1 protein-coding gene is annotated in these 277 nt (G+C 36.5%); it reads left to right on the top strand.

Annotated elements, in window-relative coordinates:
* Positions 1-135 precede the first annotated feature (135 nt).
* The coding region (locus tag ACFIO5_RS12725) for an HU family DNA-binding protein (protein WP_522729904.1) at positions 136-277 on the top strand (142 nt) is incomplete at its 3' end.

Below are 277 nucleotides of genomic sequence, written 5' to 3'. Positions count from 1 at the left end.
CATGTTAGAAGCTATGGGAGGAGGGTTTACATGGGGTGCAATTCTTATTCGTTGGTAGATTATAGTCGCTTGACCATATTTGAATAAAACGTATAAATCATTTTGTAATTTTTAATATTTGAATAGGTGGTTAGAATGACAAGTAAGACAGTAACGCGCGCAGATTTAGCAAGCGTAGTTTGTAGAAAAGTGGGCTTGTCACATACGGAATCGGCAGCTTTGGTTGAATTGGTTTTGAATGAAATTTGTAATTCACTTGTAAGAGGTGAAGCTGTTA

The sequence above is a fragment of the Bartonella sp. AA86SXKL genome (assembly GCF_042196885.1).
Note: the sequence above shows the minus strand (reverse complement) of the source record. Positions and strands in the feature narration are given on the sequence as shown.